Source organism: Streptomyces sp. NPDC048291 (assembly GCF_043201715.1).
Classification (GTDB): domain Bacteria; phylum Actinomycetota; class Actinomycetes; order Streptomycetales; family Streptomycetaceae; genus Streptomyces.
Genome location: NZ_JBICZC010000005.1, coordinates 465,884 through 490,397, shown reverse-complemented (window position 1 = coordinate 490,397; position 24,514 = coordinate 465,884). Strand labels below are relative to the sequence as shown.

At 72.7% G+C, this 24,514-nt stretch carries 17 protein-coding genes and 1 pseudogene; 6 read left to right on the top strand and 12 right to left on the bottom strand.

Translation table 11 applies throughout. The features are described from left to right. Nucleotides 1-109: 109 nt before the first annotated feature. From ACGF5O_RS16065 to ACGF5O_RS16055, 3 genes are all read right to left on the bottom strand, one after another. A complete protein-coding gene (locus tag ACGF5O_RS16065; RefSeq protein WP_393810489.1) occupies nt 110-1,351 on the bottom strand; it encodes an SAV2148 family HEPN domain-containing protein in 1,242 nt (413 codons plus the stop codon). A gap of 102 nt (nt 1,352-1,453) precedes the next feature. Further along, the gene (locus ACGF5O_RS16060) at nt 1,454-2,794 is read right to left on the bottom strand and encodes a copper amine oxidase (RefSeq protein WP_393810488.1); all 1,341 of its coding nucleotides are present in this window, start codon (nt 2,792-2,794) and stop codon (nt 1,454-1,456) included. A gap of 62 nt (nt 2,795-2,856) precedes the next feature. After that, a complete protein-coding gene (locus tag ACGF5O_RS16055; protein ID WP_393810487.1) occupies nt 2,857-3,672 on the bottom strand; it encodes a Tat pathway signal sequence domain protein in 816 nt (271 codons plus the stop codon). Between the two features lie 196 nt (nt 3,673-3,868). On the opposite strand from ACGF5O_RS16055, the gene glgX reads away from it, so the two are divergent. From glgX to ACGF5O_RS16040, 3 genes are all read left to right on the top strand, one after another. After that, complete coding sequence (gene glgX / locus ACGF5O_RS16050) at nt 3,869-5,977, top strand: glycogen debranching protein GlgX (protein WP_393810486.1); 2,109 nt, start codon at nt 3,869-3,871, stop codon at nt 5,975-5,977. Nucleotides 5,978-6,111: 134 nt separating this feature from the next. Continuing rightward, the gene (treY, locus tag ACGF5O_RS16045) at nt 6,112-8,463 is read left to right on the top strand and encodes a malto-oligosyltrehalose synthase (protein WP_393810485.1); all 2,352 of its coding nucleotides are present in this window, start codon (nt 6,112-6,114) and stop codon (nt 8,461-8,463) included. 273 nt (nt 8,464-8,736) lie between these two features. After that, a complete protein-coding gene (locus ACGF5O_RS16040) occupies nt 8,737-9,996 on the top strand; it encodes a M14 family zinc carboxypeptidase (protein ID WP_393810484.1) in 1,260 nt (419 codons plus the stop codon). 94 nt (nt 9,997-10,090) lie between these two features. On the opposite strand, the gene ACGF5O_RS16035 is transcribed toward ACGF5O_RS16040, so the two are convergent. The 3 genes from ACGF5O_RS16035 to ACGF5O_RS16025 all read right to left on the bottom strand — a co-directional run bounded on the left by ACGF5O_RS16035 (nt 10,091) and on the right by ACGF5O_RS16025 (nt 12,587). Next, complete coding sequence (locus tag ACGF5O_RS16035) at nt 10,091-10,507, bottom strand: SSI family serine proteinase inhibitor (protein ID WP_393810483.1); 417 nt, start codon at nt 10,505-10,507, stop codon at nt 10,091-10,093. Then, on the bottom strand, nt 10,504-11,856 hold the full coding sequence (locus tag ACGF5O_RS16030) for a M14 family zinc carboxypeptidase (RefSeq protein WP_393810629.1): 1,353 nt from the start codon (nt 11,854-11,856) through the stop codon (nt 10,504-10,506). The genes ACGF5O_RS16035 and ACGF5O_RS16030 overlap by 4 nt, the downstream gene beginning before the upstream one ends. A 179-nt stretch (nt 11,857-12,035) precedes the next feature. Continuing rightward, nucleotides 12,036-12,587: an FHA domain-containing protein gene (locus tag ACGF5O_RS16025; protein WP_393810482.1), complete on the bottom strand. Its 552-nt coding sequence runs from the start codon at nt 12,585-12,587 to the stop codon at nt 12,036-12,038. A gap of 176 nt (nt 12,588-12,763) precedes the next feature. On the opposite strand from ACGF5O_RS16025, the gene treZ reads away from it, so the two are divergent. Further along, a complete protein-coding gene (treZ, locus tag ACGF5O_RS16020; protein ID WP_393810481.1) occupies nt 12,764-14,509 on the top strand; it encodes a malto-oligosyltrehalose trehalohydrolase in 1,746 nt (581 codons plus the stop codon). Between the two features lie 35 nt (nt 14,510-14,544). On the opposite strand, the gene ACGF5O_RS16015 is transcribed toward treZ, so the two are convergent. From ACGF5O_RS16015 to ACGF5O_RS16000, 4 genes and pseudogenes are all read right to left on the bottom strand, one after another. After that, entirely contained in the window at nt 14,545-15,492 is a 948-nt protein-coding gene (locus tag ACGF5O_RS16015; protein ID WP_393810480.1) for an aminoglycoside phosphotransferase family protein, read from the bottom strand. A gap of 63 nt (nt 15,493-15,555) precedes the next feature. Further along, complete coding sequence (locus tag ACGF5O_RS16010) at nt 15,556-16,686, bottom strand: aminopeptidase P family protein (RefSeq protein ID WP_393810479.1); 1,131 nt, start codon at nt 16,684-16,686, stop codon at nt 15,556-15,558. 193 nt (nt 16,687-16,879) lie between these two features. Beyond that, the gene (locus tag ACGF5O_RS16005; RefSeq protein ID WP_393810478.1) at nt 16,880-17,434 is read right to left on the bottom strand and encodes a PDZ domain-containing protein; all 555 of its coding nucleotides are present in this window, start codon (nt 17,432-17,434) and stop codon (nt 16,880-16,882) included. A gap of 91 nt (nt 17,435-17,525) precedes the next feature. Further along, nucleotides 17,526-18,442 (bottom strand): annotated as a pseudogene (locus ACGF5O_RS16000) (LysR family transcriptional regulator). A gap of 87 nt (nt 18,443-18,529) precedes the next feature. On the opposite strand from ACGF5O_RS16000, the gene ACGF5O_RS15995 reads away from it, so the two are divergent. Then, nucleotides 18,530-19,264, top strand: coding sequence for a hypothetical protein (locus tag ACGF5O_RS15995; RefSeq protein WP_393810477.1), 735 nt, complete (start codon nt 18,530-18,532; stop codon nt 19,262-19,264). Nucleotides 19,265-19,303: 39 nt separating this feature from the next. Here the strand turns inward: ACGF5O_RS15995 and murJ are convergent, their stop codons facing one another. Further along, a complete protein-coding gene (gene murJ, locus ACGF5O_RS15990) occupies nt 19,304-21,079 on the bottom strand; it encodes a murein biosynthesis integral membrane protein MurJ (RefSeq protein WP_393810476.1) in 1,776 nt (591 codons plus the stop codon). A gap of 258 nt (nt 21,080-21,337) precedes the next feature. Here murJ and ACGF5O_RS15985 point away from each other — a divergent pair, with 258 nt between their 5' ends. Beyond that, on the top strand, nt 21,338-22,171 hold the full coding sequence (locus ACGF5O_RS15985; RefSeq protein WP_393810475.1) for a hypothetical protein: 834 nt from the start codon (nt 21,338-21,340) through the stop codon (nt 22,169-22,171). A gap of 21 nt (nt 22,172-22,192) precedes the next feature. Here the strand turns inward: ACGF5O_RS15985 and cyc2 are convergent, their stop codons facing one another. Next, the gene (gene cyc2 / locus ACGF5O_RS15980; RefSeq protein ID WP_393810474.1) at nt 22,193-24,355 is read right to left on the bottom strand and encodes a germacradienol/geosmin synthase Cyc2; all 2,163 of its coding nucleotides are present in this window, start codon (nt 24,353-24,355) and stop codon (nt 22,193-22,195) included. Between the last annotated feature and the right edge of the window lie 159 nt (nt 24,356-24,514).

The window sequence follows — 24,514 nt, the reverse complement described above, 5'->3', positions numbered from 1 at the left end:
CCCCCCTTCTTGGTGGTGCTTTCCCCCAGTGGTCTCCACCCTCGCATGCGCCACTGACAATCAGACGACCACGTTCCGCTTACCGGCGCGGCAGGGGCACACGCACGCGTCAGGACACCGGGCGCGAATCCGCCCAAGCCGTCTCGAACTCCTCGCGATAGGTCGGAAAGAGTCCCGTTTCCACCACGTCGTCCGACTTGACCACCTTGCTGCCGTTGCGCAGCACCAGCACCGGTGACTCCATCCCCCGCGCCCCGCGCAGGTAGGACTGGATGATCCCGACACCGTCGGCGCCGTCGCCGTCCACCAGGTAGGCGGAGAAGCGCGGGGTGTCGTCGTACACCTGGATCTCGAAGGCGCCCGGGTCGCGCAGTCGCGAGCGGACGCGGCGCATGTGGAGGATGTTCATCTCGACCGAGCGGGCCAGTTCGCCGCGTTTCATCCCGAGCTCGCGCTCGCGGCGCTTGACCGCGCTGGAGGCGGGGTTGAGGAAGAGGAGGCGGACCCGGCAGCCGGTCTCGGCGAGGCGGACCAGGCGGCGGCCGGAGAAGTTCTGCACGAGCAGGTTGAGGCCGATGCCGATGGCGTCGAGCCGGCGGGCGCCGCCGAACAGGTCCTCGGCCGGGAACTGGCGCATGAGGCGGACCCGGTCGGGGTGGACGGCGACGACGTCCGCGTAGCGGTCGCCGACCAGGTCCTCCACGGCGTCGACCGGCAGCCGGCGCGCGGAGGGCACGTCGCCGCCCGCGCCGAGCATCTCCAGGAGCCGGGCGGAGGCGCGCTCGGCCTGGTCGAGGACGGCCCCGGACAGCGCCCGGTTGCGGGAGACGACGTTGCGCGTCACCTCCAGCTCGTCCAGGGCGAGTTCGACGTCCCGGCGCTCGTCGAAGTACGGCTCGAAGCACGGCCAGTGCTGCACCATCAGCTCGCGCAGCTGGGGCAGGGTGAGGAAGCTGAGCACGTTGTCGTCGGCGGGGTCGAGCAGGTAGCCCTTGCGGCGGCTGACCTCGCGGACCGCGACGGCCCGCTGGACCCACTCCTGGCCGGCCGGACCGGCCGCGGCGACCACCCACTCGTCGCCGTGGACGGGTTCGTAGATGGGCCGCAGCACGGCGGCCACGACCGTGCGCATCCGCTGTTCGACGAGGTTCAGCCAGATGTAGGCCCGGCCGGCCCGCTGGGCGCGCGTACGCACCTCCAGCCAGGCGTCGGCGTCCCACTCCAGCTCCGGTCCGATGGAGCCCGTGGCGTCCATCGGCCGGGCCAGGGACACCGCGCCGGGCGGGACGTCTGTGGAGTTCCCCTCGTGACCCTCGTCACCAGGGGGCAGCTCCAGGCCTCCCGAGCCCACCCGTGCACCGCCTTCCGCTCCCCCGAGCTCTCCCTGTGCCAACGATCAAGGAAGGGTACTCCGGGAGTGGTCGGCGGTGCAGCCGGATGGACAGGTCGTTTCTCAACTACCGTTTCCGGGCTGACCGTTCTGATCAGCGAGGGCGGCCGGAGTGAGCGGATTCATAGCGGTGACGTCCCGCGGGGCGATGGAGAAGCCCTGCCAGTGGACCGGCATCGGCTGCTGGTCCTCGTCGCGCGCGATGTGGTGGAAGCCGACGTTCACCCAGACCACGGGGTTGGTGAGGGTCTGCCCGTTGACGAACTTGTCGACGGTCTTGGGGTGTCCGGTCGCGCAGCCCGGGTTGTTGCTGGCGAACTGCTCGCACTTGTCGTACTGGGTGAAGTAGACGTCGTGCGAAGTGAACGGGTGGCCCGGGTACTTGCTGCTGGCGCCCCGGACGATCTCGTAGGACCGAGCGTGCCCGTCCTTGTTCTTGCCGACCGAGCTGACCACTCGCCACCAGCGCATGTTCTGGGCGTCACCGGCGAGTTCCTTGGTGACGTCGGTGCGGGTGGTCTTGTTGGTGGGGGCTTCCTGACCGCGCGCGGGGGCACTGACCTTCGAGTCGTACTGTTCGATGCGGCTCTTCGACGAGCCGTCGAGGTCGAAGTCGAGCTTCCAGAAGACGTTGTGCGCGTGGCTGGTGGCGTAGGCGTGGGCGCCCTTGCCGATCGGCCAGCCGCGGCCGTCGCCTGCGTCGTAGTCGTTCGGCGAAAGGCTGCCGGTGGCACCGACGTTCATGTTGACGGTGCCGTCGTCCTGGAACCGCCACTCGGTCATGTACTCGTACCAGCCGACCTTGTTGACCGTGTAGATCAACAGGTCCTTGCCCTGCTGCTGGTACACCCGGTTGCCGGTGTCGGCCTGCATCCGGTACGCGTGGCCGCGCGAACGGGTGGTGGTGCACAGGCCGTTGACGTTCGGGTGGGCCGGGTCCCAGGCCTCGGGGACCTTGACGGTCTTGATGGTGCCGCCGGGGCACTCGGCCGAGGCGAGCGGCACCAGGCCCTGGGCGAAGCCGAAGCCGGTCAGGTCGTCGTACTCGACGCTGCCGTCGTCGTAGGGGACGTCGATCTGGGCGAGGCGGGCGCTGGAGAGCACCTTGATCGGGGCGGACTCGCCCTTGGGCTGGTAGGAGATGTGCTCCAGGACCAGGCCGGCCTTGCTGTCGTAGCGCCAGCACATCCGCCAGGTGGTGCCGGTGGAGAGCTTCTGCTCGATGCGGTAGGCCGCGGAGCAGTCGGCGGCGGGCGCGGCGGCCTGCTTGGACTGGGCCACGGCGGGTCCGGCCGCGGTGGTGGCGCCGGCCGCCAGCGCGACCGCGGACAGGCCGACGGCGGCCGTCCTGCGGGCATGGCGGATTCTGGGCACGCGCGTGCTCGCGCGCAGGTTCACGTGCATGACGAAGTGACTCCTGGTACGGGAGATGCGGAGTGGAGAGGTGAACGGAGGGGCCGGCCGGGTCAGCCGCCGAGCTTCACGACCTTGCGCGCGCTCAGGTCGACGATGAGCGACCTGGCGTCGATCCACGGCCCGTTCTTCACCTTGGGGAAGAGCCGCACGCAGCGGTGTTCGCCGCACTTGTCGAGCGCGGCCGGCTGGGCGCCCGGAGTGGCGCGGTAGACCGCGCTGTTGAGCAGCAGCTGCTGCTCCGGGTCGGTCAGCGCGGAGCCGGTGGCGTCCTTGAAGTCCGCCTTCAGGCCCGCGCCGAGCGGGTCGGCGATCAGCACCTTGACCGCCTCGACGTTCTCGTCGTGGCTGAGCGGCGGCTGGACGCCCGTGCGGCTGGTGGTCTGCTCGACCTTGCCGGTGTCCAGGTTGACCGTCCGGGTGACGAGGGTGTCGTCCCGGTAGTCGTAGAACGTCACGTCCGCGCGCCGCGGCGCGTTCGAACTGTCCAGTTCGTTCGCGTTCGGCTCGGCCAGATCGACGCTGATCCGCTCCGGACCGCGCCGGCCCTCGACGTTCTCCCCGGCGCTGAACATCTGCTGGGACAGGGCGAGTTGTTCGACGCGCCTGGTCTCGTCGTCGGTCAACGGGTCACTGCCCGTGCCCTTCTTCCCCTCGGCCGGCGCCTGTTCCACCACACCCGGCTTGACGGCGTCCTGTCCCTGGCCCGCCTGCTGCCCGGCGACCGCGCCGGTCCCGTCGCTCCCTCCCGACTCGTTCGCCCCTGCCGTGCCCGGCAGGGTGATCCCGACCATCACGGCGGTCCCCGCCACCGCCAGTCCCGCACCGGCCACCACCTTGCCCAGATGGCGGTGCACTATCTTGCGCACATCTTCCCCCTACTCCCCCTTGGTCACAGGGAGTACGTGTATGCCCCACTGGTTCGGCACACTTCGCCACATGGGTCGCTGTGTGCACTGGTCGCCGGGTAAGAGGGGTGTAAGTCACATGGGGTTCCATTACTTTCGGGCAGACTCATGACCAAGGCGCCCCCGGGCGCGGGACACACCTGGAAGAGTCGACTTCATGCAGGTCTGGCCTGGAGAGGCATATCCGCTCGGCGCCACGTACGACGGCGCCGGGACCAACTTCGCGGTCTTCACGGAGGCCGCGGACCGAGTGGAGCTGTGTCTGCTGCACGACGACGGCTCCGAGACGGCGGTGGAACTGCGGGAGAGCGACGCCTTCGTCCGGCACGCCTACCTGCCGGGCGTGATGCCGGGGCAGCGGTACGGCTTCCGGGTGCACGGCCCGTACGACCCCGGGCGCGGGCAGCGCTGCAACTCGGCGAAGCTGCTGCTCGACCCGTACGCGAAGGCGGTCAGCGGATCGGTGCGCTGGGGCGAGGAGGTGTACGGCTACCACTTCGGCGACCCCGACAAGCGCAACGACCTGGACTCGGCGCCGCACACCATGACCTCGGTGGTGATCAACCCGTACTTCGACTGGGGCGACGACCGCCGGCCGCGCACCGAGTACCACCACACCGTGATCTACGAGGCCCACGTGAAGGGCCTGACCATGCGCCATCCGGGCCTGCCGGAGGAACTGCGCGGCACCTACGCGGGCCTGGCCCACCCGGCCGTCATCGAGCACCTGACGGCGCTCGGCGTCACGGCCCTGGAGCTGATGCCGGTCCACCAGTTCGTGAACGACCACCGGCTGGTCGACATGGACCTGAACAACTACTGGGGCTACAACACCATCGGCTTCTTCGCCCCGCACAACGCGTACGCCTCCTGGGGCGACCGCGGCCAGCAGGTCCTGGAGTTCAAGTCGGCGGTGCGGGCACTGCACGAGGCCGGCATCGAGGTGATCCTCGACGTGGTCTACAACCACACCGCAGAGGGCAACCACCTGGGCCCGACGCTGTCCTTCCGCGGCCTGGACAACCAGTCGTACTACCGCCTGACGGACGACCCGCGCTACTACATGGACACCACCGGCACCGGCAACTCGCTGCTGATGCGGTCCCCGCACGTCCTCCAGATGATCATGGACTCGCTGCGGTACTGGGTCACCGAGATGCACGTCGACGGCTTCCGGTTCGACCTCGCGGCGACCCTGGCCAGGCAGTTCCACGAGGTGGACCGGCTTTCGTCGTTCTTCGACCTGGTGCAGCAGGACCCGGTCGTCTCCCAGGTGAAGCTGATCGCCGAGCCCTGGGACGTCGGCGAGGGCGGCTACCAGGTGGGCAACTTCCCGCCGCTGTGGACCGAGTGGAACGGCAAGTACCGCGACACCGTGCGCGACCTGTGGCGGGGCGAGCCCCGCGCGCTGGCCGAGTTCGCGTCCCGGCTCACCGGCTCCTCCGACCTCTACCAGGACGACGGCCGCCGCCCGCTGGCGTCCATCAACTTCGTCACCTGCCACGACGGCTTCACCCTGCACGACCTCGTCTCGTACAACGACAAGCACAACCAGGCCAACGGCGAGGACAACCGGGACGGCGAGAGCCACAACCGGTCCTGGAACTGCGGGGTCGAGGGCCACACCGACGACCCCGCGATCCTCGAACTGCGCGAGCGGCAGATGCGGAACTTCATCGCGACGCTGATGCTGTCCCAGGGCGTGCCGATGCTCGGCCACGGCGACGAGTTCGCGCGCACCCAGCAGGGCAACAACAACGCGTACTGCCAGGACAACGAGGTGTCCTGGGTGGACTGGCCGGCTCCCGGGGACGACAGCGAGCTGCTGGCCTTCACCCGCGCGATGGCGCGGCTGCGCAAGGAGCACCCGGTCTTCCGGCGCCGGCGCTTCTTCCACGGCCGGCCGGTGGAGGGCACCCACGACGAGCTCTCCGACATCGCCTGGTTCACGCCGGAAGGCCATGAGATGGCCCAGCGGGACTGGGACTCGGCCCCGGCGTCGGCCCTCACGGTGTTCCTCAACGGCAACGCGATCTCGGAACCGGGCACGCGGGGGCAGCGGATCGCCGACGACTCGTTCCTGCTGATGTTCAACGCGTCACCGGACCCGCTGGACTTCGTGGTGCCGGTGAACCACGGCCGGCAGTGGGAGGTGGTGGTCGACACCGCGCAGGTGGAGCCGGTGCCACCCGGCCTGAAGGTGGACGGGGGCGAACGCCTGACGCTGGTGGGCCGCAGCCTGACCGTTCTGAAGAGGCCGGCGTAGGGATGCGCGCTCCGACGGGCTGTCGTACAAGTGCGGGCCGGTGGGGGGGCTGGTCGCGCAGTTCCCGCGCCTCTTCGGGGCGCGGTACCGCAGCCGGTGACACAGAAGCCGACCAGACGGGTACATAGGTCCGCATGACAGCCGAGCGAAGCACACCCACCGTCCCGACGGCCACCTACCGACTCCAGCTCCAGCCCGGCTTCCCCTTCGCGGCGGCCTCCGCGGCCGTGCCGTACCTCGCCTCGCTCGGTGTCTCCCACCTCCACCTCTCCCCCGTGCTGGAGGCCGTCCCCGGCTCCACCCACGGCTACGACGTCGTGGACCACGCGCGCGTGCGCGAGGAGCTCGGCGGTGAGGACGAGCTCCGCGCACTCGCCCGCACCGCTCGGGCACACGGTCTCGGCCTCGTCGTCGACATCGTGCCGAACCACATGGCGATGTCCCCCCGGCACAACCACGCCCTGTGGGAGGTGCTCCGGGAGGGCCCCAAGTCGCCCTACGCGCGCTGGTTCGACGTCGACTGGGAGGCGCAGGGCGGGCAGCTGCTGGTGCCGGTGCTGGGCGGGCCGGTCGGCGAGGTGCTCGGGCAGCTGGTGGTCGACGGGGACGTGCTGCGCTACCACGAGCACGCCTTCCCGCTCCGCGACGGCACCGCGGACCTGCCGCTGCCGGAGCTGCTGGACGCCCAGTGGTACCGCCCGGCGTGGTGGCGGCTGGCCCGCACCGAGCTGAACTACCGGCGGTTCTTCAGCATCTCGGAGCTGATCGGGGTACGGGTGGAGGACCCGGAGGTGTTCGGGGCCACCCACGGCAAGATCCTCCAGCTGCTGCGCGAGGGCGTGCTGGACGGGCTGCGCGTGGACCATCCGGACGGCCTCGCCGACCCCGACGGCTATCTCGCGAGGCTGCACGAGGCCACCGGCGGGCGCTGGACGGTCGTGGAGAAGATCCTGGCCGACGGCGAGCACCTGCCGGCCGGCTGGCCCGTCGCGGGGACCACCGGGTACGACGCCCTGCGGCACGTGGACGGCGTGTTCACGGATCCCGCGGGCGCCGGTGAACTGCTCGGCCGGTACCGGAGGTTCGCGGCCCCGCAGACGGACCGGGGCGGCGACTGGGCGGCCACGGTCCGGCGGGCGGCGTACAAGGTGATCACGCACGAGCTGGCGGCCGAGACGGACCGCCTGACACGGGCGGCCACGCGCGTGTGCGCGACGTCGCCGGATCCCGCCCTGCGCGACCGGGCGCCCTGGGCGCTGCGCACCGCGCTGCAGGAGCTGCTGGTGCGGCTGCGGGTGTACCGGCCGTACGCCTCGGGTGACGTGGCGGCCGTGGTCACCGAGGAGGCCGCCGAGGAGGCCCGGGGGGCCTTCGTGGTGCCCGCCGAGGGCGGGGCGGTGGACGTGGTGCGCGAGCTGCTCCTGACGGGGGACGGGCCGGGGCGCGCGGAGTTCCGGACGCGGTTCGCGCAGACCGCGTCGGCGCTGCGGGCCAAGTCCGTGGAGGACACGGCGTTCTACCGCTATGTGCCGCTGCTGTCGGCGACCGAGGTGGGCGGCGACCCGGGCGGTCCGGGTGTCTCGCCCGGCGACTTCCACGCGTACTGCGCGCGCGTGCAGCGCGACTGGCCGCTGACCGGGACGGTGGTGACGACGCACGACACCAAGCGCAGCGCCGACGTGCGGGCCGCGCTGGCGGTGCTGACGGAGGCCCCGGAGCGCTGGGCGGACGTGCTGGCCGAGGTGACCCGGGACGGGGAAGGGGTGCCGGACGCGCAGCTGGCCTGGGCGGCCTGGCAGACGGTGTTCGGGCTCGGCCCGGCGGATCCGGAGCGGGTCCGGGGAGCGCTGGTGAAGCACGTGCGGGAGGCGGGCCTGTACACGAGCTGGACGGAGCAGGAGCCGCCCTACGAGGAGGCGGTGGTCTCGTTCGTCGCGGCGGGGCCGTGCGGGCCGCCAGGAGAGCGCGTGGCGGCCTTCCGGGCCTCGCTGGGGCCGCACGTCCGGGCGAACGTGCTGGGCACGGCCCTGGTCCACCTGACGATGCCGGGGGTGCCGGACGTCTACCAGGGTACGGAGGGCGAGTACCGGGCGCTGGTGGACCCGGACAACCGGCGGCCGGTCTCCTTCCCGCCGGAGCGCCCCGGCGAGAAGGACGCGGTGACCGCGGCGGCGCTGCGGCTGCGGGCGCGGCGCCCGGAGGTCTTCGGCGACACGGCGACGTACGCGCCGCTGACCGCAGAGGGTCCGGCCGCGGCGCACTGTCTGGCGTTCGCGCGCTCCGGGGAGGTGGTCACGGCGGTGACCCGGCTGTCGCTGCGGCTGGCCGCCGCGGGCGGCTGGCGGGACACGGTCCTGCCGCTGCCGCCGGGCCGGTGGGCCGACGTGCTGGCGCCGGGGCGGGAGTTCACCGGGCACGCGCGCGTGGACGAGCTTTTCGAGGGACTGCCGGTGGCGCTGCTGGAGCGGGTGGGAGACGCCGGCTGACGGAAACCGACGTCGGAATTCACTCGTACGAGTGAATATGCGGCTGATCCGTCGGTTTGCTGAAACTTGCCGGGCGCCCGCCGCGTCGGTTATCGGCGCGCGGAGCCGTTCCGCGCCCCGTAGTGGCTTCGCACCCCTGTCGGCGCCGACGAGCCCCACCGGCCGACGACATATGCCTCTGGGCGCCCCCTGGAGCCTCCCCCGGGAGGTTCTTGACAGTTCACCTATGCCGTGCGGGACTGGGGAATGCGAAGCCGGGCGGACAAGTCGGGGGTGAGTCTCCTGCCGGAGCTGCGTTACCCCAGTGTTCCCGAACTCGAAGCCACCGCCCGGGCGCTGGCCGCTCACCGGCCCGGCCTGTGCACGTTGCGGCAGATCGGCCTCTCCCGCGCGGGCAGACCGCTGCACCTGCTCTCCGTCGGACACGCCCGGCGGGCGGTCCTGGTGGTCGCGGGTGCCCACGCCAACGAGCCGACCGGGGGCGGCACCCTCCAGGTGCTGGCCGAACGGGTGCTGCACGAGCGGGAGCTGCGGGCGGAGAACTCCTGGCACTTCCTGCTCTGCGCGGACCCGGACGGGGCGAGCCTGCACGTCACCCCGGCCCCGCGCAGCCTGTTCGACTACCACCTCGGCTTCTACCGGCCGGCCGGCCCGGAGCAGCCGGAGTGGTCGCCTTCGGTGCTGCCGCCGGACCGGCTGCCGCCCGAGACCCGGGCCCTGCTCGGGGTGATCGACGAACTGCGCCCCTACCTCCAGGTCACCCTGCACGGCACCGACCTGGGCGGCAGCTGGGTACAGCTGACGAGGGACGTGCCGGGGCTCGCCGAACCGTTCGCCAAGTCCGCGGCGGAGCTGCACATCCCGGTGGAGACGGGCGCCTCGGACGCCGCGGGCTGGCCGCACTCAGGGCCCGGGGTGCGGGTGATGCCGGGTCCGGAGACGGGGGTGGCGTACCCGAGCATGCCGGACGACGCACGGCACAGCACCTGGTACCACGCGCATCGGTACGGCGGTCTCACGGCGGTGGTCGAGGTGCCGATGTGGGCGAGCGACCTGGTCGACGACCCGGCACCGCACCCGGCACCCGCGGCGGCGATGCGGCGGCTGGCGCGCCGGCTGCTGCGGGACTCGCGGGAGGTGGAGCGGGTGCTGGCCGAGGCGCTGCCCCGGCTGGACGGCCTCGGCGGCCTGGACGGGCCGCTGCTGCGGGCCGCCCGCTGGGCGCTGGGGCTGATCCCCGGGCTTGCCGAGGACTGGATCCAGCGACCGCCGGTCGACACCACGATGGCGTACGTCGGCAGCGTGGACGCCTTCGGACGGCGGCTGCCGTTGCGGGCCGCGTCGATGCTGCTGCGGGTGCTGCGGGAGGCGGACGACCGCGCGGCGCCGCGGCTGGAGGAGCTGGTGGCCGCCTGGTGCGAGGCCTACGGCGAGCGTTTCGGGGCCCGCTGGGTGCCGTTGGAGCGCCAGGTGGAGCATCAGTCCCGGACAGTGCTGGCGGCCGCGCAGCACGCCCGTGAGCAGGCGGCGTGAGGTCCGGTCCGGGGCCGGGGCCGGGCCCCGGAGAGCCCGGCCCCCTCGGGGGCCTCCATGCCAGGTCCCCGAGGGCCGCACGCCGCCCCGGGGCTCAGTCGTCGAGGGCGAAGACCGGACCCGTCCGGGCCGCCATCTGGCAGGAGTTCGAGAACGTCTCGCGGTACTCGATCGGCCTGCCGTTCCACTCGCCGCGCGCCTGGGCGGTCACCGGGGCGTAGACCATCGGGCACATGGCGTCCTTGGCCGGGGTGATGCGGGTGACGTCACCGTCCGTCGCGGTGAGTTCGGCACAGGCCTCGGCCGCGCGGGAGTATCCCTGGGGCGGGTCGCACAGCAGGACGGCGCCGCGCGCGTCGCCGGACTGGTCCTCGCCCTGGGTGACGGTCAGGTACAGGTAGTCGCCGCCGTGCGCCACGCCCGGCGCCGCCTGGGCGGGGCCGGCGGCGAGAAGGGCGGCCAGGGCCAGCAGGGCACCACCGGCCGCTGTCGCTTTGCTGAGATGTGTCATTCCCCGTGCATCGGCACGGCGGGCTCGCTACCCCAGCCCGACTCACCCGATCGGGCAAGCCCGCGCATGTGGCGGTGCGCCAGTTCGAAGGCGCTGAGGACGATCCGTGTCTGGTACTCGGCCTGGCGCGCGACCGGGATCCAGCGGGCGCCGAGGGCGTCGTGGTAGTCCGCGCACCAGGTGTCGATCAGCCGGTCCAGGTCGGGCAGGGCGGCGGCCGGGTCGCGGCCTGTGCTGCGCAGGAGCTGGTGCAGCATCCCGGCGGTGCGCAGGGCCAGCCGGCGCCCGGCGATGCGCAGGGCGGCCAGGTGGGCGGAGCTGAGCGGCGGCAGCGGGCGGGCGCTGCCGGCGTCCGTGCCGGGGTCCCAGGCGTCGGCGAGGCCGGGGCAGACCAGCAGGTAGTCGTCGACGGGCGCGAGCAGCCGGGCCGCGTCCGGCGCCGCGGACAACTGCGTCCTGACCCGGGCCAGGACGCCGTCCAGGAGCTCCGTGTCGCGCCGCAGGGTCCGGCTGACGGAGCGCAGTGCCGCGTCCCGGTCGGCGGGCGGGGTGCCGTCCTGGACGGCGGCCACGCCCCACATGGGCGCCTCGACGATGGCGGTGACGGTGCCGTGCCGGTACGGGTGGAACCAGGTGGACTCGACGGCGGCCTCGGTGATGGCGGCGGCCAGGTCGCCCCGGCGGGGCGGCGGAACGCGGTAGACGGCCGGCCCCAGGGTGGGCCAGTACAGGGTGTCGTAGGCGCCGAGTTCGCGGGGGATGCCGAGCCGGGTCGCGGTGTGCGCGAGGCGCCGGTCGAGGCCGGGCAGCTCGCGGGTCAGCTCGACGAAGCCGCCGCCGACGTCGACGCCGTGCAGCGAGCACTGGAGGAAGGGCCGCAGCTCGTCCTGGAGGTCGAGCAGGGTCCGGGTCTCGGGCAGCGCGGCGGCGGCGGCCCCGTCGGGCAGCCACTCCGGCTGCTCCAGGAAGCCGGGCCGGAAGAAGTTCCGGAAGTAGTGGCCCAGGGTGTACGGCCCGGCCAGCCAGCCCTCGTTGCGCCGTGAGCCGTCGGGGTCCAGGCACAGCAGCAGGTTCCAGGTGGCGTCGGCGTCCTCGGTCAGCCTCCGGTCGGCGAGGACCCGGTCGGCGAGGCGCAGCACGGTGGCGCCGCCGACGGGCTCGTTGGCGTGCGGTCCTGCGACGACGAGGACGTGACGGGAGCCGTGACCGATGGAAAGCAGCCACATCGGGATGCCCGCGCGGGAGGTCCCGGCCCTGCGCAGCCGGGCGTCCCGGGGGCGGTCGGCGGCCAGCACGGCCGCCCGCGAGGCGAGCTCCTCGACGGACGGGTAGCGGAGGAGGGGCGGCAGGTCACACCTCCACTGAGCGGCGCCGTCGGTTCACATGGTGTGCATGGTGTACGCACAGTCAGTCACGACTCGGAAGGTACGTCAACACCGCGACGGACAAACACTTTTCGGCCATCGCGCGGGAGGCGTCCAGGTGGCGGTGACCGGCGCGGGACTCGGCCCGTGACCCGGCCCGTGGCTCAGTCGCTCGCGAGCCGGAAGGCCATCCGGCCGAACGCGACCTGGTCGCCCTCGCGGACGACGGCGGCGCCGGTCACCCGGCGGCCGTTCACGGTCGTGCCGTTGGTGGAGCCGAGGTCCCTGAGGACCCACAGGCCGCCCTGGTGGCGGAGTTCGGCGTGCACCCGGGAGACCGTCTCGTGGTTGAGCCGCAGCCCGCTGGCGGGATCGCGGCCGATGCGCAGCGGGTGGCCGTTGCCCGGGTGCGGCAGCAGCAGCTTGGGCAGCCGCTCGGCCTGCCAGGCCCGGCGCAGCCGCACGGTGAAGCCGGAGACGGCCTCGACGGTGCCGAAGAGCACGCGCGCGAAGCGGTTCTCCTGGGGCAGGTCGGCGGTGAGCGCGGCGAGTTCGTCGGCGCGGCGGGCGGCCAGCGCCAGCTCCATGCGGCGCACGAACGTGTCGTGCGACAGCCGTCCCATGGCGACGCCGTCACGCAGCACGCTCAGCGCCTTGTCGCGCTCCGCGTCGGACAGCCGCGCGGGGTACGTGTGGAACTCGAAGGACGACGTCACGCTGCCGATTCTGGGTCAGTGAACCCCGGGTGTCCAGAAAACGGGAAAACGGCCGTCACGCGCGCGTACGTACGACGACACCCGTTCCGCAAAGCCGGGATTCAAAGCGGATTGATCTCTTTTCACGGCACGATGGACGTACTACCTCACGATGAGCCAGACGAAGGGGACCGTCCGTGCAGTTCGAGGTGTGGGCACCGCAGGCAGACCGTGTGACGCTCCATTGCGACGGCGCCACGCACGCGTTGGAGCACGACCCGGAGCGGTCCGGCTGGTGGACCGGGGAGGCGGACGCCGAGGACGGCACGCGGTACGGGTTCGCCCTGGACGACGGCCCCGTGCTGCCGGACCCGCGCTCGCGCCGCCAGCCGGACGGCCCCGACGGGCTCAGCGCGGTGGTCGACCACGAAGCCCACGAGTGGCGTGCCGCCTGGCCGGGGCGGGTGCTGCCCGGCGCGGTGCTCTACGAACTGCACGTCGGCACGTACACCCCCGAGGGCACCCTGGACGCCGCCGCCGCCCGCCTCGGCCATCTGCGGGAACTGGGCGTCACACACGTGGAGTTGATGCCGCTGTGCCCGTTCCCCGGCCGGCACGGCTGGGGGTACGAGGGCGTCTCGCTGTGGGCGGTGCACGAGCCGTACGGCGGCCCCGAGTCGCTGAAACGCTTCGTCGACCGGGCCCACGAACTCGGCCTGGGCGTCGTCCTGGACGTCGTGCACAACCACCTCGGTCCGTCCGGCAACTATCTGCCCGCGTTCGGGCCGTACTTCACGGAGACGCACCAGACGCCCTGGGGCTCCGCCGTGAACCTGGACGCGCCCGGCTCGGACGAGGTGCGCGCGTATCTGCTGGGCAGCGCGCTGGCCTGGCTGCGGGACTACCGGATCGACGGGCTGCGCCTGGACGCGGTGCACACGTTGCGGGACACGCGCGCGTGCCACTTCCTGGAGGAGCTGTCGGCGGCCGTGGCCGCCCTGTCGGCCGAGTCGGGCCGTCCGCTGTTCCTCGTCGGCGAGTCAGACCTGAACGACCCGCGGGTCATCACCCCGCGCGCGGAGCACGGGTTCGGCCTGGACGCGCAGTGGAACGACGACTTCCACCACGCCCTGCACGCCGCGCTGACCGGCGAGTCCCAGGGCTACTACGCCGACTTCGCCCGCGCCCCGTTCGCCGCCCTCGCCAAGACGCTCACCGGGGGCTACTTCCACGACGGCACGTACTCCGGCTTCCGTGGCCGCCGGCACGGCCGTCCGCTGGACCGGGCGCGGGTGGCAGGGCACCGGCTGCTCGGCTACACCCAGACCCACGACCAGGTCGGCAACCGCGCCCAGGGCGACCGGCTCTCGGCGGCCCTCTCCCCCGGCCTGCTGGCCTGCGCGGCGACGCTGAGCCTGACCGCGCCCTTCACGCCGATGCTCTTCATGGGCGAGGAGTGGGCGGCCGGCACCCCCTGGCAGTTCTTCACCGACCACACGGACCCGGACCTCGCGGAGGCCGTACGGCGCGGCAGGCGGCGGGAGTTCGCGGCGCACGGGTGGGCCGCGGAGGACGTGCCCGACCCGCAGGACCCGGCGACCCGGGACCGGTCCTGCCTGGACTGGTCGGAGCCGGAACGCGAGCCGCACGCGCGCGTGCTGGCCTGGTACCGCCGCCTGCTGGCGCTGCGCCGCGAGCAGCCGGACCTCACGGATCCCGATCTCGCCGACACCAAGGTGGCCTACGACGAGGCGGCCCGCTGGCTGGCGTTCCGACGCGGGGACGTACGGGTCGCGGTGAACGCGGGCAAGGAGCCGGCCGCGATCCCGCTCGGCACCGGGCGGGTGGAGGTCCTGGCCGCCTGGGACAGCGTCGCCGCCCCGGACCCGGACGGGGTACTGCGGGTGCCGGGCGAGTCGTGCGTGGTGCTCACCCAGGCCTGACCCAGGCCTGACCCAGGCCTGACCCAGGGTTGCCGCTACAGCTCCTCGTCGTCCTCGGGCTCCTCGCGCAGTTCCGTCACCCGCTCCAGCAGGATCGCCTCCCAGGCGCGCCGGAGCTGGGTGCGCAGCAGCGGCAGGGGGCTGTCGTCGCGGCCTTCGAGGCGGTCGGTGAGGCGGATGACGGTGTCGCAGCGGGCCAGCCACAGGCCGCGCAGACACGGGCGGGCGCCGTAACCGGCGAGGGTCGCCGCGCGGACGGCCGCGCCGGAGCCGACCGCGAGGGCGAGCCCGGCGATGTCCTCGGCGGGGTCGCCGACCGCCGCGTCGGTCCAGTCGAGGACGCCGCGCACCCTGCCGTCGGCGCTGACCACCAGGTGCTCGCCCTTCAGGTCGTGGTGGGCCAGCACGGCCGTACCGGGCTGGGCGGCGAGCTGGGCGGCGCCCGGCGGGGTGAGCTGGAGCAGCCGGGCGGGGTCGAACTCGTCGGCGGCGGCGAGGCGTTCGGCGGCGGGCACGGCCATCCGGCGCAGCGCCTCCAGGGAACGCGGCGGGGTGCGCGGCACGCCGAGCGTCTCCGCCTGCCGTACCGGCACCTCGCGCAGTCCGGTGAGCAGCCCGGCCAGGTCCGCCTCGCCGACCGCGGAGACGTCGTGCTCCTCGGCCGTCCCCCCGGGGATCACGGTGTCCAGGGTGTACGTCAGCCCCGGTGCCCACTCGCCGTGCGCCACGCCGGCCGGGACCGCGACCGGCAGGTGCGGCCGCATCAGGTCGCGCAGGCGCAGTTCGCGGCGCTGGCGGACGGAGGCGTCCCGGTCGGGGGCGAGGCGCAGCACATGCCGGGTGCCGACCCACCAGGTGGAGTGTTCACCGCCCTCCGCGACGGGCCGCACGTCGGGGCCCGCGGCGCCGTCCGCGCTCTCCTTGAGCAGCGAGCGGACCAGTCGGCGGACGGTGTCCGCGGTGGGAGTCGGTGCCTGGGTCATGGATCGCGCCGTTGCCGTTCGGGATGGGGTAGGGGCGAATGGTGGGTGCCGGGGCCGGGTCGGTCAGCCCACGACGACCATCTCGCGGGTGGTGTTGTTGAAACGACGGCCGCCGTCCTCGGTCACCGTGACGATGTCCTCGATGCGCACGCCGAAGCGGCCGGGCAGGTAGATGCCGGGCTCCACGGAGAAGCACATCCCGGGCACGAGCGGCTGTTCCTCGCCCTCGATCATGTACGGCGGCTCGTGCGTGGTGACGCCGATGCCGTGGCCGGTGCGGTGGATGAAGTACTCGCCGTACCCGGCGTCGGCGATGACCGCGCGGGCGGCCCGGTCGACCTCCTGGCAGGCGGCGCCGGGGCGGACGGCTCGGAAGCCCGCCTCCTGGGCGGCGCGCACGATGTCGTGCACCTCGCGCTCCTCGGCGGTGGGCGGGCCGACGTGCACGGTGCGGGTGGTGTCGGAGCCGTAGCCGTCCTTGAGGCCGCCGAAGTCGAGGACGACCATGTCGCCGTCCTGGACGACCCGGTCGCCGACCTCGTGGTGCGGGTTGGCGCCGTTGGGTCCCGAGCCGACGATGGTGAAGTCGACCTGCTCGTGGCCGAAGCGGCGCAGCAGGTCGGCGAGGTCGTGGCCGACGTCGGACTCGCGGCGGCCGGCGAAGGGAACCTTGCGGATCTCCTCGAACGTCGAGTCCGCAGCCGCTCCGGCGGCGGCGAGGAGTTCCAGCTCGGCCGCGTCCTTCACGGCGCGGAGCATGGGCAGTACGTCGGTGAGGGAGGCGTAGGACGTGTCGGGGAGTGTCTTCTGCAGGCCCAGCAGGTGCATGGCCCAGGCGTTGTCGCTGATACCGAACCGGCCGTCCCTCGCGAGCAGGTCGGCGGTGACGGCGTAGGGGTCCTTGCCGTCGGTCCAGTCCCGCAGCGTCAGGACGTCCGCGCCGGCCGGCTTCGCGGCGTCGGGGGCCTCCAGGGTGGGGACGACCAGCACGGGGTCCCTGCCGGGGGCGAGGACGAGGAGGGTGAGCCGTTCGGTGACCGCGGTGGGGGTGTAGCCGGTGAGCCACACCATGTCGGGGCCGGGGGCGATCAGGAGGCCGGCGAGTCCGGCGTCCGCCGCGGTGTGCGCCGCACGCGCCATACGGGACTTGTAGTCGCCGGCGGTGAAGGGGGCGGCGGGGGTGGTGCCGGTCATCCAGGGCCTCCTTGCGCGGGTGACGGGGCCGTACGGGCCTCCGCATGCATCCTGCCGGGTGCGGCGGGGCCGCGCGAGCCGGTTTGGGCAGAGCCGCCGTCGCGGGTTGCGGTTGCGTTGCCGGTGCGGGTGAGTCGTGGCTGGTCGCGCAGTTCCCCGCGCCCCTGAAGGGGCGCACCTGCCGACCGGAGTGTCACGTCACGACGCCCGGCACCACCGTCAGCTGCTGGTAGCCACCGCTCGCGTGGCGCACGGTGAGTCTGGCTTCCTTCCCCGGGCGGGCGTCGGTCACCGCTCGGACCAGGTCGGCGGCGCTGTCGATCCGTCGGGCGCCGAACTGGAGCAGGACGTCGCCGCGCACCAGCCCCGCCGTGTAGCCCGGGCCCGGCACGTGGACGCCCACCACCAGCGCGCCCACCTTGTCTGCGTCCACGGCCTCCACGCCCAGGGTCGCGGCGGCCGTCGGCGAGGGGGTGGGGGTGGCCGGGGGTGCGGGGCGCGGGGTCGTCGGCGGGGTCTGGTGCCGTAGTTCGGCCAGTCTGCTCATGCCGATCACCGTGGCGCCGACCGTGCCGATGCCGACCCCGGACAGCACCAGGACCGTGCCGGCGCAGAGGCCGAACACCAGGGTTCTGATCCGACGGCCGCGCCGGCGCGCGGCGTGCGGGCGGTGGGCCGGGTCGGGTGGGGGGCTGTCCCCGCGCTCCTGACCGGGGATCGGTTTGGGACGCAATGCGGTCTGTTCCATGGTTCGCCTCCACCCCGAGCCCTACCCGGCGCACGCGGGCGCGACGAGACACGAACGAGTGAGACTGACCCCGGGTCAGGAGCGGGAAGCCTTAGGCCCGACCTGTGCCCCGGGAACCGTCGAGGAGGCTCGCCACCAGGTCCGCCGCCGCCCCTGCGGGGGTCCCGCCGTACACCAGTTCCACCCGGTGGACGAGGCGCGGTGCGGTGACGGGGACGGCTACCGTGCCGGGGACGCCGGTGGCCGTGCGCAGAGGGAGCAGCGTGAGGCCGTGTCCCGCGGCGGTCAGGGCGGTGAGGGTGCGGACGTCGGAGCCGTCGTAGCGCAGGGCCGGGCGGAAGGCGCCGCCACCGGTCGCGGTGCGCAACTGGCTCAGCGGCGGGGCCGCGTCGGGGGCGTCGAGCCAGCGGGCGTCGGCGAGGTCCGCGAGGCGCAGGCCGGGGCGGCGGGCGAGCGGGTGCCCGGCGGGAAGCAGGACGGCGACGGGTTCCTCGCCGGCGCCGTGCGCGGTCAGGGGCGCCACGTCGGGCACCCGCAGGGGGTCGCTGGGGGCGGCGAGGCCGTCGAGCAGGCCCAGGTCGGCGGTGCCGGTGGCCACCGCGGCCGGGATCCCGTCGCGGGGCAGGACGCGCAGGGTGACGCCGGCGGCGGGGAGCGCGGCGAGGACGGCGGGGCCGAGGGCGGTCGGGGTGGCGGCGAGGGTCAGGCCGGGCTCGGGCGCGGCGGCCATCCGTACGACGTCGGCGCGGGCCGCGTCCAGGCGCAGCAGCAGCGGGGCGGCGTGTTCCAGCAGCCTCCCCCACTGCCTTAAGGGCGTGGGAGGTGCCCCCAACCGGCCGCCGTCGGGGTCACCGGGCGGCGGGTGAGCAGCGTGGCGCCGAGGTCCTGTTCGAGGGCGGCGATGTGCTGGGAGACCGCGGACTGGGTGTAGCCCAGCTCGCGCGCGGCCTCCGAGAAGGAGGCGAGGCGGGCCACGGTGACGTACGTGCGCAGGAGGTGCGGGTCCATGCCGCCCAGGATGGCATCAGTGATGCTTATCGGGAGTGCACCGATCATCGTTGGACGTGAACCGGAGCGCGCGCCCAGGATGGGCCCATGACGAACTCCGCAGCTCGGACCGCCACGATCGCCCTGGTCGGGGACCGCTCCCCCAACGTCGTGTCGCACACCCGGATCCCGCTCCTCCTGGACGCCCTGGCCCGGCGCGACCGGCTGGTCCTCGACGCCTACTGGATCCCCTCCGAGGACGCCGAGGACGCGGACGCGGTGCGCGGCTTCGACGCGGTGTGGGTGCTGCCGGGCAGCCCGTACCGCAGCGAGGCGGGCGTGCTGCGGGCGATCCGCACCGCCCGCGAAGAGGGCATCCCGTTCCTGGGCACCTGCGGGGGTTTCCAGCACGCGCTCCTGGAGTACGCCCGCGACGTCTGCGGCCTGACCCGGGTCGCGCACGCCGAGAACGACCCCGACGCCGAGGACCTCCTGATCGAGCCGCTGGCCTGTTCGCTGGTGGGCCACGAGGCCGCGGTGCGCGTCGAGCCGGGCACCCTGGCCGAGTCGGCGATCGGCTCCGGGCGCACGGTCGAGCGCTACTTCTGCTCGTACGGCCCCTCCCGCCACCTCGACACCCTGCGCGCCCACGGGCTGCGGCTGTCGGGCCACGACGAGGACGGCCACGTCCGCGTCGCCGAACTGCCCGGCCACCCCTTCTTCCTGGCCACGCTCTTCCAGCCGGAGCTGTCGGGCGACGGCTCGCACCCGCATCCGGTGATCCGGGCACTGGCCCGGGCTGCGGTCACGCACGCCGACGAACGGGTACGCGCGTCGGCGTGAGAACGGGGCCCGCCGTCCGGCTCCCGGCCGCCGTGTTGTTCAGCGGCCCAGACGTGCCCGCACCATGCGCACCACGGCGTCGACTTCGTCGATGCGCAGCATGCGTGCGAGAAGGACGAACAGAGCGACCAGTACGGTCGCTCCCGCGGCGAGTGCCGTGAGCGCGGCAACGGCCGGGGGGTGCATCGCCGTCATCAGGCGCGCGGCGACCCATCCTGCCGCCAGGGACGCGGGAAGGGCGGCCCCGATGAGACGGGCGTAGGTACGGACGACTCGCCCGCCGTCGAGGTCGCCGCCGAGCCGGCTGCGAAGCCGTTTCCAGGCGACGCCGACGCCGATGACGTAGGCCAGGCCGTAGGAGAGGGCCATGCCGGTCACGGCCCACCGCGCGGGGAGCAGGAGATAGGCGGCGAAGGATCCACCGGCGTTCACGAGCGCGACGACGAGGGTGTTGAAGAAGGGCGTCCGGGTGTCTTCGTAGGCGTAGAACCCGCGCAGTACCACGTACTGCACCGAGTACGGGATCAGCCCCAGGGCGAAGGCCATCAGCACGAAGCCGATGTTGCGGGCGCCTTCCTCACCGGCTCCGGCGTAGAGCAGTTGGATCAGCGGCACTCCGAGAGCGAGAAACGCGAAGGCACAGGGGACGATGGCGACCGCTGAAGTACGCAGTCCCCGTGAGATGTCGTCCCGGACTGCTGCGTGGTCGCCGTCGGCGGCGGCGCGGGCGATGCGGGGAAGCACCGCTGTCATCACGGAGACGGTGATGATGGCCTGCGGCATCTGCCAGAGGAGGAGCGCGTAGTTGTACGCGGTGATGCCGGTGCCGGGGTGTCCGGTCTTCTCCGCACTCGCACCGGCGGCGGTGGCAAGACGCGTCACGACGACCATGCCGGCCTGGTTGACGAGCACGAACAGGAAAGTCCATTTCGCCAGGCCGAGAGCCTTCCCGAGGCCATGGCCGCGCCAGTCGAAGCGGAGGCGGATCCGGAATCCCGAGTCGCGCAGGTAGGGGACCATGGCCAGCGCCTGAACCGCCAGCCCCAGAAGGGTGCCGACACCGAGCAGTCGTATTCCCTGCGGTGTGATCGTCGATGCCGAGATTCCCGAGCGGGAGGCTGTACCGAAAACCCAGGCGAACGACCCGAAGGCGGCGATGATCAGGATGTTGTTCAGGACGGGCGTCCACATCATGGCGCCGAACCGCCCGCGCGCATTGAGGATCTGGCCCATCACCACGTGGATCCCCATGAAGAACATCGTGGGCAGGCAGTAGCGGGCGAAGGCGACCGCGACCCGCAGCTGGTCGGGGTGAGTGGCCATCGAGGGCGACATGACGCGGATGAATTCCGGCGCCGCGACGACACATACCAGGGTCGCCGAGCCGAGGAACGTGACGACCAGGGTGATGAGACGGTTGGCGTATGCGGCGCCCCCGTCGGAGTCCTCCTTCATCGACCGCACCAACTGCGGAATGAAGACCGCGTTGAGGGCTCCTCCGCCGACCAGCACGTAAATCATGGTGGGGAGCGTGTTGGCCACCTGATAGGTGTCGTTGAGCGTTCCCACACCCAGCGCGGCTCCCATGACCAGAGTGCGCAGAAAACCGGTCAGGCGTGAAACCAGGGTTCCGGCCGCCATCAGAGCGCTGGACTTCATGAGACCGGGAGACCGCTCGGTGCCGAAGCCGGACACGCGGCGGATCGTGAGCGTCTCGAAGTCGCCGACGCCCCCGTCCGGCGCGGCGTTCCGGGCACGACCCCGTGGCCCGGGCTCCGAAGCGACCGCGGGGCTGCCGTCAGCGTCACCGTTCATACGTGATCCATCGCTCCGTATCCCCGCCGGCCAGGACGGACACGTCACCCTACCGGCGCGCCAACTCTGCGCAGGCCGACGGATGTTGTGACCGGCATGCCGCGACTCAGTGGCGCCTCGCTCTGCAACCCGACGGGCGACCGGCGGCCGGGTCCCGGACCCGTGTGCCGGCGCCGCATCCGGTCGGGAGAGTCCGGTCGGCCTGTCCCCCGTTGTCGTCGGGCGCCGTTGTCAGTGGCGGCTGTTACGTTCTGTGACATGACCGATGACTGCCTGCGGCTGCTCCGGCAGCACCGCCGCCTGGCCGAACTGGCCGCGTTTCCGTTCGACTTCGACCTGGACCGGGCCGCCCACGGCCACGGCGAGCCGGTTCGCCTCGCCTCCGGGGGCTCCCTGGAGGTGGTGGCGGGAAGTGACACCGGCGGGACGTACTTCGTGTGCGCGGACGGCTCGTTGCTGTACGCGGACTCCGAGGGCTCGGCCGGGATCATGGGGTCGTCCGTCGACGAGGCGCTGGAGGTCGTGGTCGGCCTGCCGGGCTGGCGTGACCTCCTGAGCCTGACTCCGGCGGACGGCGAGACGGCGATCCTCGCGCGCGTGGCCGAGATCGAGGAGGAGATCCGCGAGTACCACGGCATCGACGAGGAGCGCGCCGAACTCCGCACCGCCCTGGGCCTGCCCGACCGCTCCCCCGTCGAGCTGCTCGGCATGCTGCACGCGGCTCTGCTGCGCACCGAGCCCGACTTCCTCCTCCTCAACGCGGACGAGGGCTGCGCCTACGACCTGCTGGACCGCCACCCCCGGCCGCCCCTGTGGGAGTCGGTACGGCACGAGGTGCCCGGCGACCCGGCCGACCAGCCGCTGTCGACCTGGACCCGGCTGGCGGCCGAGCAGGGGATGCCCGAACTCGCCCGGGTGGCGCTGATCCGGCGACTGGACGACATATACCTGGACCAGAGCCTGCTGCTGCGGCCCGGCAGCAGCAAGGACCTCGATCCGGCGCCACTGCTCTGGCTGGCCGGGGAGTTCGAACGGCTGGGCGACCTGGCGCAGGCCGAGCGGGCCCGGGGGCTGCACACCTCCCTCCGGTAGGGACCCGCGCGGCGGGCACCGTCAGCCGACCGGGAGTACCGGGGCGAGCGGGGGGCGGTCCGGGACGAAGCCGTGGGTCCGGCGGGCGAGGTGGTCGGGCCGGTAGCGGTCGACGTGCCGGTGCCAGTTGAGGATGCCGGCCATCCAGTTCTGCAGGTCGCGGACGTAGCCGTCCATGGCCTCGCGTGCCTCGGCGGACAGTTCGAAGTCGTCGTAGACGACGGGGAGTTCGCTCGCGACGACGTGTTCGAACTGCTGCATCCGCTGGGTCATCAGGTCGTGCACGACGTGGAGCGCGGTCGGGTAGTCGACGCCGAAGAAGTTCTGCACGACGAGGACGGCGTTGTGCAGCTCGCCCTCGTACTGGATCTCCTTCTGGTAGGAGAAGACGTCGTTGACGAGCATGCCGTAGTCGATGGCCGCGTTCTCCAGGGAGCGCACCGGGCCGCTGCGGTACACCTCCGGGGGGATCACGGGGCCGTGGCCGCGGCGGCCCAGGCTCAGGGTGAGGTCCGAGCCGAAGGTGGACCGGCGCATCTCCAGGTAGTCGACCGGGTCGGGGATGCGGTGCTGGAGCTGGTTGGACAGCTCCCAGAGCCAGCTCTCGGTCATGTCGTCGACGGACTGCCTGAGGGCGATCCGGTCCTCCGCGCTCATCCCGGCGGTGGTGCGGGCCCACAGGTCGATCAGGCCGCGTTCCATGCCGGTGGCCGGCACCGGCACGGGTTCGTCGGCGAGGGGCATGCACGCCGACAGGCGGGCGGTGGCGAGCCGGGCGCCGGCCAGGTCGCGGCGGGCGCCGAAGCAGAGGGGGTAGTAGTCGTCGGCGTAGGTGCCCCAGGCCAGCCAGCGGGAGCTCAGGTCGAGTTCCTCGGGGGTGGCGTCGGGGTCGAGCCCCGCGGCGCAGAGCACGAGGTCGGAGGCGGCCAGCCGGTCCTCGTCCCAGACGCCCTCGGACAGCATGCCGGTGCCGTGCATCCAGGCGGCCAGCCGGGGCCGGGCGGCGTCGAGATGCGGGCTGAGCTCGACCTCGTACGGCATGTGGAAGTCGGGCAGGAGAGAGGGGCCGACCTGCTGGAAGGGCACATGGGAGTAGGCGCGCAGGCGCTCCGCGGCAGCCGCGGCCAGCAGGGCCCCGACGTCGGCGGCGGAGGTGCCGGGGCCGGTGAGCTGCTGCCAGGGGGAGGCCGGGACGGCGCCCTTGTTCATGTAGCGGCTGGAGCGCAGGTGCCACTCGTGGCCGCCGGACTGCCAGTCCTGGAGGCCCTTGGTGTAGGCGGCGACGGCGGCGGCCTGGCCGGGGGTGAGGCCCTTCTCGGCGGCGAGGGCCGGGACTTCGGTGAGGGCGGTGTGCTCGAACTGGTGGAGGCGGGAGGTGAGGATGTCGTTGACCGTGTCGGCGGCCTCCTGGGTGGTGCAGTCGAAGAAGGTCTCCAGGACCAGCACGCCGTTGCTGTTCTCGCCCTCGTCCTCCACCTCGCGCTGGTAGGAGAACAGGTCGTTGCGCAGGTGGACGGCGTCGGCGAAGGTCTCCATGAGCACCCTGAGCGGCCGCGTGCCGGAGACGACGGCGGGCACCTCGGCCGTCGCGTACTCCACCAGCCCCGCCGACCAGGGGGCACCGCCGACCTTGCGGCGCATCTCGATGTACTCGACGGGGTTGGCGATCCGCCCCTCGTTGATGTTGGACAGCTCCCACATCGACTCGTTCAGCAGGTGCTCGGTGGCGACCGAGAAGCGCCGCCGCCAGTCGACCGACATCGACGGCACGGTGCGCGCCCACAGGTCGGCGAGGCCCGCCTCGACCGGGTTCCGCGGCTCCGGCACGGGCGTCGCCGGGTCGAGCGGCATGAACAGCGGGAGCCGGTCGAGGTGGGCCTTGCCGGCGGCGCGGTCCTGGGTGCGCTTGTACATGTCGAGGAAGTGGTCGTCGAAGAAGAACACCCACACGTACCAGTCGGTGATCAGCGAGAGGGCGGGGCCGTCGCAGTCGGGGTGGGTGTAGCCGCACAGCAGGCCGTAGTCGTGTGCCTCCAGGTCGGCCTGGGTCCAGATCCCGGAACCCTCCAGCATGCCCATCTCGCGGGCCCACTCGGTGGAATGGGCCCGGGCCTCCTCCAGGTGCGGGTTGAGCCGCGCGGGATACGGCATGTAGAAGTGCGGGAGTTCGAACGGCTGCGTCATGGCCGGGCCCTACCCGCGCGCCTCGATGACCATCCGGCGCGCGGCACATGATCACACCATCGCGTGAACCGGGGCGGAATCCGGGAACTCCGGGCGGACAGGGCTCCTGCGCGACGTTCCGGAGCGCCCCCTCGGACTGCGGTCCCGCCGCGTCCCTGC